This window comes from Kitasatospora sp. NPDC087271, from assembly GCF_044744605.1.
Lineage (GTDB): Bacteria > Actinomycetota > Actinomycetes > Streptomycetales > Streptomycetaceae > Kitasatospora.
Window position 1 is genome coordinate 1 of sequence record NZ_JBIUYQ010000061.1, and the last position, 1,069, is coordinate 1,069.

Annotated in this window: 1 protein-coding gene; it reads right to left on the minus strand. The window is 69.5% G+C overall.

Going from position 1 to position 1,069, the window contains the following annotated elements:
- A partial coding sequence (locus ACIO9K_RS37890; protein ID WP_400336461.1) for a GDSL-type esterase/lipase family protein occupies positions 1-1,069 on the minus strand: 1,069 nt, incomplete at both ends.

The window sequence follows — 1,069 nt, forward strand, 5'->3', positions numbered from 1 at the left end:
GCCGTCCCACGCCGTCGATCCCCTTGCCGGGAGTCCCCGCGCAGGTGAACCTCCTGGGACGCGCCGGGCTCCCGGCCGCCTCGGCGGCGAAGGCCGTCAAGCAGGCGCTGAGGGCCTTCTGCCCGTACGCGTTCGGGTGGACGGCTTCCTGCTTGTCCCCCTGGGAGCCCCACAGCCAGCCCTTGGACTTGTCGAACTGGTAGGGGATCCAGCGGACCCACTCGGCGTCCGCCTCCGGCAGCGGGTTGGCACGCGAGTTGGCGCTCGTGGCCTGCTTGGCGTTCTGGCCGCACAGCTCGTGCCCGGCGAACGCGTCCTGCACGTCCAGCAGGGACGCCCCGGTTTCGGTCGCCGCGGTGCTCAGCGCGGCGTTGAGACCCGGCACGAGTTGGTCGTGGGCCCAGTCCGCGTCGGCGTTGCGGAAGGGGCATCCCCCGGTCGTGTAACGGGTGGGGAAGCCGTACTGCATCTGCGCACCGCGGGGCAGCGGATTCGGGTACGTGCTCAGCACGAGCCCGTAGTCCCCGTCCTGGTATCCGGCGTCCGTCATGACGGAGCGGATCTTCTGCAGGGCGGTGCGGACGCCCTGCCGCGTCTTCTCCAGCTTGTCTTGCAGAGCGGTGTCCGGGGAACCGGGGTTGCAGGTGCCGCTGAACAGGTCCACCCAGTAGCGCTGGACGCAGTCGCGGATGATGTCGGAGAAGCCCAGGTCGTTCCCGCCGATCGACACCACGATCATCTTGACGTCGTTGTCCTTCGCCAGGCGCGCGAGCTGCTCGGCCTGCGGCACCTCACCCTGGTACTTCTCCGAGACGATGTGCTCGGTCCTGGCCCCCGAGCAGGCGATGTTGAAATGGCGTTCCCCGGGGATGCCGTCGAGCACGGCGTTCGTGACGGGTGAGGTGTCCGAGCGGTCGCAGCGGTTGCCGCCGTCGTAGGACGTGTCGCCGTAGACGCAGTCCTTGCTGTCCGGGCAGTCCGCCTTGCGGTCGGTGCCCCACACGTCGCCGCTGGGAGAGGTGTTGGCATTGCCCGCCCACCGGCCGCCCTCACCGGAGATGTAGCTGTC